This window comes from Xanthomonas hortorum pv. cynarae (assembly GCF_002939985.1).
GTDB classification, from domain to species: domain Bacteria; phylum Pseudomonadota; class Gammaproteobacteria; order Xanthomonadales; family Xanthomonadaceae; genus Xanthomonas; species Xanthomonas hortorum_D.
In genome coordinates this window covers 60,296-68,593 of sequence record NZ_MDFM01000027.1, presented here as the reverse complement: position 1 = coordinate 68,593, position 8,298 = coordinate 60,296, and the positions used below count along the sequence as shown (strand labels likewise).

At 63.1% G+C, this 8,298-nt stretch carries 6 protein-coding genes; 4 read left to right on the top strand and 2 right to left on the bottom strand.

The features are described 5' to 3' along the window. Positions 1–97 precede the first annotated feature (97 nt). From mutM to XcyCFBP4188_RS17155, 3 genes are all read left to right on the top strand, one after another. Positions 98–913: a bifunctional DNA-formamidopyrimidine glycosylase/DNA-(apurinic or apyrimidinic site) lyase gene (gene mutM, locus XcyCFBP4188_RS17165; protein WP_043910770.1), complete on the top strand. Its 816-nt coding sequence runs from the start codon at positions 98–100 to the stop codon at positions 911–913. A 184-nt stretch (positions 914–1,097) separates the two neighbouring features. After that, complete coding sequence (locus tag XcyCFBP4188_RS17160) at positions 1,098–2,201, top strand: DUF4380 domain-containing protein (protein ID WP_043910777.1); 1,104 nt, start codon at positions 1,098–1,100, stop codon at positions 2,199–2,201. 67 nt (positions 2,202–2,268) lie between these two features. Beyond that, on the top strand, positions 2,269–3,870 hold the full coding sequence (locus tag XcyCFBP4188_RS17155) for an OpgD/OpgG family glucan biosynthesis protein (protein ID WP_104592513.1): 1,602 nt from the start codon (positions 2,269–2,271) through the stop codon (positions 3,868–3,870). Positions 3,871–4,026: 156 nt separating this feature from the next. On the opposite strand, the gene XcyCFBP4188_RS17150 is transcribed toward XcyCFBP4188_RS17155, so the two are convergent. Both XcyCFBP4188_RS17150 and XcyCFBP4188_RS17145 read right to left on the bottom strand, forming a co-directional pair. After that, on the bottom strand, positions 4,027–5,271 hold the full coding sequence (locus XcyCFBP4188_RS17150) for a GAF domain-containing sensor histidine kinase (protein WP_104592507.1): 1,245 nt from the start codon (positions 5,269–5,271) through the stop codon (positions 4,027–4,029). A gap of 259 nt (positions 5,272–5,530) precedes the next feature. Beyond that, on the bottom strand, positions 5,531–6,166 hold the full coding sequence (locus XcyCFBP4188_RS17145; protein WP_006452668.1) for a thymidine kinase: 636 nt from the start codon (positions 6,164–6,166) through the stop codon (positions 5,531–5,533). A 114-nt stretch (positions 6,167–6,280) separates the two neighbouring features. Here XcyCFBP4188_RS17145 and XcyCFBP4188_RS17140 point away from each other — a divergent pair, with 114 nt between their 5' ends. Then, a complete protein-coding gene (locus XcyCFBP4188_RS17140) occupies positions 6,281–8,257 on the top strand; it encodes a UvrD-helicase domain-containing protein (protein WP_006452669.1) in 1,977 nt (658 codons plus the stop codon). The last annotated feature ends 41 nt before the right edge of the window (positions 8,258–8,298 follow it).

Here is an 8,298-nt window from a genome sequence, read left to right as displayed (position 1 = left end):
CGTAGATCTGGCTAACACGAGATTTGGGTTTATCTGGCTCCGCCACCATATCCGTCACGTCGGCAACATCGCCGGCCTCGCCTATTTGGATATCTGCATGCCTGAGCTGCCCGAAGTCGAAACCACCTTGCGCGGCCTGGCCCCGCATCTGGTTGACCAACGGATTCATGGCGTCATCCTGCGACGACCGGATCTGCGCTGGCCCATTCCCGAGCAGATCGAGCAGCTGCTTCCTGGCGCCACCATTACCAACGTACGACGTCGCGCCAAGTATCTGTTGATCGATACCAATGCTGGCGGCAGTGCGCTGCTGCATCTTGGAATGTCCGGAAGTCTGCGCGTGTTGCCTGGCGATACATTGCCGCGTGCGCACGATCATGTGGATATCAGTTTGGAAAATGGACGCGTGCTGCGCTTCAACGATCCGCGCCGATTCGGCTGCCTGCTGTGGCAATCCGATACGCAGGCTCACGAGTTGCTTGCTGCACTTGGTCCCGAACCATTATCGGATGCATTTACTGGCGATTATCTGCATGCATTGGCGCGTGGACGTCGGGCCGCGGTGAAAACCTTTCTGATGGATCAAGCGGTCGTCGTCGGCGTGGGGAATATTTACGCTGCCGAAAGCCTGCATCGCGCGGGACTCAGCCCCTTGCGAGAGGCTGGAAAAGTATCGTTGGACCGCTACCGGCGCTTGGCTACAGCAGTCAAAGACATTCTGGGATATGCGATCCAGCGCGGAGGTACGACGTTGCGTGATTTCATTAGCCCGGACGGTGCGCCTGGTTACTTCGAGCAGGAACTCACGGTGTATGGGCGTGAGGGTAAGGCCTGCAAGCAGTGTGGACGTGTGTTGAAACACGCCACCATCGGACAACGCGCGACGGTGTGGTGCGGGAGTTGCCAACGTTGACAGCTGGCTAGGTCACACGCGCTGATCGAAACAACAGTAGCCAGTTCTGAATCAGCGAAGGCATCTGGCGAGCAGCCCTGAGGTAAATGCAAAGGGCGCGCTCAGAACCGCAGTCACCGATGGCTCGCTGGTGCGTGGCTCTGCATCGCGCCACAATCGTTGCGTCCTGCGATTGGAGTTGTACATGCCTGCCTTATTGCGTTGCTTCGTGCCGCTCATTGCTGTTGGTGCATTTACGTTGCAGCCTGCAGCAAGTGTGTGTGCCGCGGAGCTTGCGTCCAGCCCCGAGGCCGCAATCGAGCGCATCCAGTTGCATAACGAGGTTATCGAGCTCAGTGCCACGCCTGCGCTCGGTGGGCGAGTGCTGTCCTTCAATTTGCGTGGACACCCCAACGTGTTGAAGACGGGCATCGCCGTAGACCAGCAACCTGCGCCGGAGGTCTCTGCCACTGCAGGCGATATCCCATATCTCGGCCACGATGTCTGGGTAGGGCCGCAGAGTCAGTGGTGGCTGCATCAACAGGTCAACCCCGCACGTAAAGCCGCAGCTGCAGTGTGGCCGCCGGATCCGTATCTATCATTGGCAACCACACGCCCGGTTACACGCAGTGGCGATCAACTGATCCTGGAAGGCGTACCCAGTCCGGTCACCGGTGTGCAACTACGCAAGCGTGTTGCGCTCTCATCCACGCGTGCCGATACCGTGGAAGTGGAGGCCACTGCACGCAATATCCGCAAACAGCCTATCGCTTGGGATCTGTGGTTCAACACGCGGGTTGCAGCAAGTACGCGTGTCTTCGTCCCGGTGGCCAACGGGGCTGATATCCGCGTTCAACCGCCGACGGAGGCTGGCACGACTGCGCCGACGTATCGCCATCACGAGGGCGTTTTCGTGCTGAGTGCCGATACACGGCAGGACGGGCTGACCCAGCGCGGCAAGCTGTTGCTGCAGCCTTCGGCTGGCTGGATGGCGGGTTTTGCAGGTGGTCAGGTGCTGGTGATCCGCTTTACGCATCAGCCACCGGCGGCGATTCACCCTGAACAAGGGCAGGTGGAGTTGTATCTGGATGCGCCACCACAGCACCCCGAGCAAGGACTGCTGGAAATGGAGGTGCATGCGCCGTATCGGCAGCTTGCACCCGGTGCCCAGATGCAGGCGCAGGAGCAGTGGACCTTGCTGCGTTACAGCGGCCCTGACGAACAGCAGGCACAGCGACAGTTCCTGTGCAGCAAGGCGAAAGAGCTGGGGCTGAGAAATGCGTGCGCGTCTTCTTCAGCGGTGCCCTGAGCGTCGCATTCACGTGCAGGCCGGGCTGTGGCTATGATGTCGCCATTCCCTGATCAGATCGATGCGCATGCAACGACGCCACTTCCTGAAAAATGCCGCTGCCGCTTTGGCCGCGCTCGGTTTGCCGGCGTTGCCGCAATGGGCGTTGGCGGCCAAGGCGGTAGGACTGCGTCGGTTGGGGCAGCCGCAGCCGTTCGACTATGCCTGGCTGAAGGGGCAGGCGCGTGCGCTGGCCAAGTCACCGTACAAAAGCCACAAGCAGGTGCTGCCGGGCCCGTTGGAGGCGTTGAACTGGGATCAGTACCAGTCGATCCGCTACCGTCAGGACCACGCGCTATGGGCCGATGGCAATGGCAAGTTCCAGGCGAAATTCTTCCACCTGGGGCTGTACTTCCATACCCCGGTGCACATCTACGACATCGTCGATGGCAAGGCGCAGCAGCTGGCCTATGACCCGGCTGCGTTCGATTACGGCAGCAGCGGGCTGGGCGGCAAGCAGTTGCCTAAAGACCTGGGGTTTGCAGGATTTCGTCTGAACACGCGCAAGGACACCGACCGCGACTTTTCCGCGTTTCTGGGCGCGAGCTATTTCCGTGCGGTAGGCAAGGAAGGCCAATACGGGCAGTCGGCGCGTGGCTTGGCGATCGATACCGGAACGGGCGGGCCGGAGGAGTTTCCGGATTTCATCGCCTATTACCTGGAGCAGCCGGCGGACGATTCGGACACTGTGGTGGTGTACGGGCTGCTGGACTCGCCCAGTGTTGCCGGCGCGTATCGGTTTGCCATCACCAATGGCGAGGTGCTGGTGATGGACATCGACAGCGCGCTGTATCCGCGCAAGGCCATCGAGCGGCTGGGCATTGGCCCGTGCACCAGCATGTACCAGGTGGGCGAAAACGACAGCCGGATGGATTGGGACTGGCGCCCGGAGATCCACGACACCGACGGGTTGGCGATGTGGACCGGCGGCGGGGAATGGATCTGGCGGCCGTTGTGCAACCCGCCGCAGCTGCGCTTCAACATGTTTGTGGACGAGAATCCACGCGGGTTCGGGTTGCTGCAGCGCGATCGCAATTTCGACCATTACCAGGACGATGGCGTGTTCTACGAGAAGCGCCCGTGCCTGTGGGTCGAGCCGAAGAGCGGTTGGGGCAAGGGCTCGGTGCAACTGGTCGAGATTCCGACCGTGGACGAGACCTTCGACAACATCGTGACGTTCTGGAATCCGCAGGCCAAGCCGCAGCCGGGGCAGGAGCTGCTGATGGGATATCGCCTGTATTGGGGCGCGCACCCGCCGGCCAGCTCGCCGTTGGCGCATTGCGTGGCCACGCGCACCGGCCTGGGCGGCATCGTCGGGCAGAAGCGCAGCCATTTTTCCTGGCGGTTTGCGGTGGATTTCGCGGGCGGCGACCTGGCTGCATTGGTCAAGGATTCCAAGACCAAGGTCGAGGCGATCATCCAGGTGTCGCGCGGAACTACCGAGATCGTATCGGCGCGTCCGCTGCATGAACTCAAAGGCTATCGGGCGATGTTCGACCTGGTGCCGCCAGATGACAGCACCCAGCAGATCGATATCCGTCTGTTCCTGCGCGCCAACGGCAAGCCGCTGACCGAAACCTGGCTGTACCAATGGACGCCGCCGCCGGCGAGCGAGCGCAAGATTTACTAGGGCGCAGGCACGTCGCGCAGCCATGCTGCGCGATCGATAAGTGGCACCATCGTCAGTGACTTACGAACAGCGTGATGCCAGACCGTCGATTTTGAGGATCGACCGCGGCCGCGTGACAGCCGCGCAGTTATTGATGCACCGCCAACGCGCCCCGGCTCAGGCCGACGTCGCGCTGTTGACCAGTTGCATGCGTGCACGCGGGCGCACGCAGGCCAGCTCTACACGGAAACAGGTGCCATCCTTGCCGCTGGTGATGCGCAGTTCGCCTTGATGGGCCTGGGCGATCTGGGCGGCCATATGCAGACCCAGATCGACTTCGGGCAATGCCCGTCCGGGGGTGTGTACATGGGTGGAGGCTTGCAGCACATCGAGCCGGCGCGGATCGATGCCGTCCAGATTGCAGACTTCGATGCGCAGGCGGCCGTTCTCGGTCACTGCAACCGCCTTGATCAGCGAACTCTGCTGACCCTGCACCACCGCGTTGATCATCAGGCTGCCGAACATCTGCGCCAGGCGCACGGCATCGCCATGTACCGGTTCGTCGATGGCCACATGCGTGGACAGCACCTGGTTGGGGTACGCGGCGCGGGTTTCGTCGACCACTTGCGAGAGCGCATCGAGCAGGTCGCTGCCGTTGCCGTAGTCCAGCTGCAGCCAGTCGCGTTCGATGCCGCGTGCGAAATCGGAAGCGAAGTCGATCAGTTCTTCCATGCGCCGAAGGCTGCGCTGCATCGAGCGGATCGCACCGCCCTGGCGTTGGTTGAGCGGGTCGATGGCCAGCACGTCCACCACCGCATGCATGGACTGCAGCGGGTTGCGCAGGTCGTGGCCGAGAATGCCGATGAACTCTTCGCGCAGGCGCGCCGAGGCGCCGATGCGCCCCAGTTCGCTGCGTGCCCGCAGCGATTCCTGTGCGCTTTCTTCGGCACGCTGCTCGGCCTGGATCTGCGCTGCCAACAGTTGCGCCAGCAGCTCGACCTTTTCCACCATCGGTGCGTCCATGACGCGCGGTAATGGGTCCAGCGCGCACAAGGTGCCGAACACGCTGCCGTCGTCGAACTTGATCGGCACCGAGACATAGCTTTCGAAGCCATAGAGCCGCGGCGTGGGGTGGTCGCGGAAGACCGGATGCTCGGAGGCATGGCCGAACCACAACGCATTGCCCTGGGTGCGCACGCTGTCGCAGAAGGTGGTGACCAGGGGCAGCTCGTCGCCAGGCGTCAGACCGAAGGACAGGTCGTCGCGCACCTGGCAGGTCACCCAGCGCGTATCGGTCACGCGCGCGACGGCGGCGAACCCCATGCCGGTCAGACGAGTCAGGATGGTCAGCACATCGGGGACCGACGATAGCCGGCCAACACGCGCGATATCTGCACGTAATTCGGGAGGAAGCGGACCCATGTATTGCCTCCCGACAAATGGATGGTCGCAAGCTTACAGGACTGTGGTGGAGCTTGGTTGCATGTAGATCGCTGCAACGCTGGGCAAACGATACGCTGGTTGGTGGGGCGCAGATATACAGCGGCGATTGAATGCCCGCCTGGGTTTAGCCTCGCATCACAAGCGCATAGCGAGCCAGATGATTAACGGCATTTCGGCTGAATTCTTCAGTGAGTCATCACTGCGCGCTGCGCCGCTGGCAGAATGAGGCGGTGGGGCGTTACGCCCCCGCAGGCGGCAACGGCAGTGCAATCTGCAGCGGGTCGATGCGGCCTTCGCCACGCATGATCTTTTTGAACTCGGCACGGCTGACCGACACGTAGCGCTCGTTGCCGCCGATCTCCACCTGCGGGCCGTCCTGTACCGCATGCCCTTGCGCATCCACGCGCACGGTCATGGTGGCCTTGCTGCCGCTGTGGCAGATGGTCTTGATCTCGTCCAGCTCGTCGGCCCAGGCCAGCAGGAACTGGCTGCCCTCGAACAGCTCGCCGCGGAAGTCGGTGCGCAACCCGTAACAGAGCACCGGCACGCGCAGGCGGTCGACCACCTCGCTCAACTGCCAGACCTGCGCACGGTTGAGAAACTGCGCCTCGTCGACCAGCACGCAATGCAGCGCACCCTCAGCCTGGATATCGCGCTCGATGAGCTGCTGCAACTCGGTATCGCGATCGAAGGTGCGCCCGTCCGCGCGCAGGCCGATCCGCGAGGCCACCACGCCGCTGCCGGCGCGGTGATCGAGCTTGGGCGTGAGGATCAACGTGCGCATGCCGCGTTCGCGGTAGTTGTGCGCGGACTGCAGCAAGGTGGTGGTCTTGCCGGCATTCATTGCCGAATAGTAGAAATAGAGCTTGGCCATCGGTGGATTTTACCGGGCCGCGCGGCATGCGGTACTGGCTGGGCAGCATGAACCGGCACCACCGGCTCGCCCGACGCGGCGCCGGTACAATGGCCCGCTCTGTTGGAAGCCTCTATGCACGGTCTCAATCCCCCGCAAAGCGCCGCAGTGCTGCACTGCGAAGGTCCCTTGTTGGTGCTGGCCGGTGCCGGCAGCGGCAAGACGCGCGTGATCGTGGAGAAGATCGCGCATCTGATCGCCATTGGCCGCTATCCGGCCAAGCGCATCGCCGCGATCACCTTCACCAACAAATCCGCCAAGGAAATGCGCGAGCGTGTGGCCAAGCGCATCCGTGGCGACGGCGCTGAGGGGCTGACCATCTGCACCTTCCACGCGCTGGGGCTGAAGTTCCTGCAGATCGAGCACGCCGCTGCCGGTTTGAAGCGCGGCTTCTCGATCTTCGATTCCGACGATGCCGCCGCGCAGATCAAGGACCTGATGCATGGCGCCAAGCCCGATGCGATCGAGGACGCCAAGAATCTGATCTCGCGGGCCAAGAACGCCGGCATGTCGCCCGAGCAGGCGATGGCCGCGGCGCGCAGCAACCGCGAAAAGGAAGCGGCCAGCCTGTACGAGCGCTACCAGGCGCGGCTGACCACCTTCAACGCGGTGGACTTCGACGATCTGATCCGCCTGCCGGTGCAGATTCTGGAGGGCAACGAAGAGATCGTGATGGGCTGGCGCGAGCGCATCGGCTATCTGCTGGTGGACGAGTGCCAGGACACCAACGATGCGCAATACCGCCTGCTGAAGATGCTGGCCGGGCCGCGCGGCAACTTCACCTGCGTGGGCGACGACGACCAGAGCATCTACGCCTGGCGCGGCGCCAATCCGGAGAACCTGCAGCAGATGGGGCGCGATTATCCGGCCCTGGAAATCATCAAGCTGGAACAGAACTACCGCTGCTCCAACCGCGTGTTGCGCGCGGCCAATGCCTTGATCGCACACAACCCGCACGAGCATCTGAAGACGCTGTGGAGCGACCAGGCCGACGGTGAGCGCATTCGTGTGTGGGAATGCCGCGACAGCGAGCACGAGGCCGAAAAGGTCGCCGCGGAGATCTCGTTTCTGGGCACCGCCAAGCAGGTGCCGTGGAGCGATTTCTGCATCCTGTTCCGCGGCAATTTTCAATCGCGGCCGCTGGAAAAAGCGCTGCAGCTGCTGCGCGTGCCGTATCACCTGACCGGTGGCACTGCGTTTTTGGAGCGGCAGGAAGTCAAGGACGTGTTGTCGTGGTTGCGGCTGATCGTCAATCCCGAAGACGACGCGGCGTTCTTGCGTGCGGTGCAGTCGCCCAAGCGCGAAGTCGGTGCGACCTCGCTGGCGCGATTGGCCGAACTGGCCAGTGCCAAGTCGGTGCCGATGTCGCGCGCGGCCGAATCGATGGGCGCGCTGCAGCACTTGCCGCCGCGTGCGGCCAACGGCCTGAGCGCGTTTACCGACATCCTGCGCGATATGCGCGAGCATTCGGCCGCGATGCCGGCGGGCGAATTGGTGCGCACCTTGGCCGAAAAATCCGGCCTGCTCAACGACCTGCGCAACCAGTCCAAGGACGAAACCGGCTTCCAGCGCCGCAAGCGCAACCTGGACGAACTGGCCGAGTGGTTCGAAGGCGGCCCGCGTGGGGCAAGCGCCAGTGATCTGGCCGCGCAGCTGGCGTTGTTGTCGCGCAACGACAAGGACGACGGCGGCAACCAGGTGCGCATGATGACCATGCATGCGTCCAAGGGCCTGGAATTCCGTTATGTGTTCATCGTCGGCTGCGAAGACGGCGTGCTGCCGCATGAAGTGAGCCTCGAAGAAGGCAACCTGCAGGAAGAACGCCGCCTGCTGTACGTGGGCATCACCCGCGCCAAGGAGCAGCTGTGGATGAGCCACAGCAAGCTGACGCGCAAGTTCGGCGAGCATGTGCGGCTCAAGCCGAGCCGGTTCTTCGACGAGATTCCGGCCGAAGAACTGCAGCGCGACGGCGCCGACCCGGTGGCCGATGCCGAGCGCAAGAAAGAGCGCGCCAGTGCGGGGTTGGCGGCGATCCAGGCGTTGTTCGACTAGCGGTTGTTGCGCATGCGCAGGCTTGCCAGCGACAGGCCTGC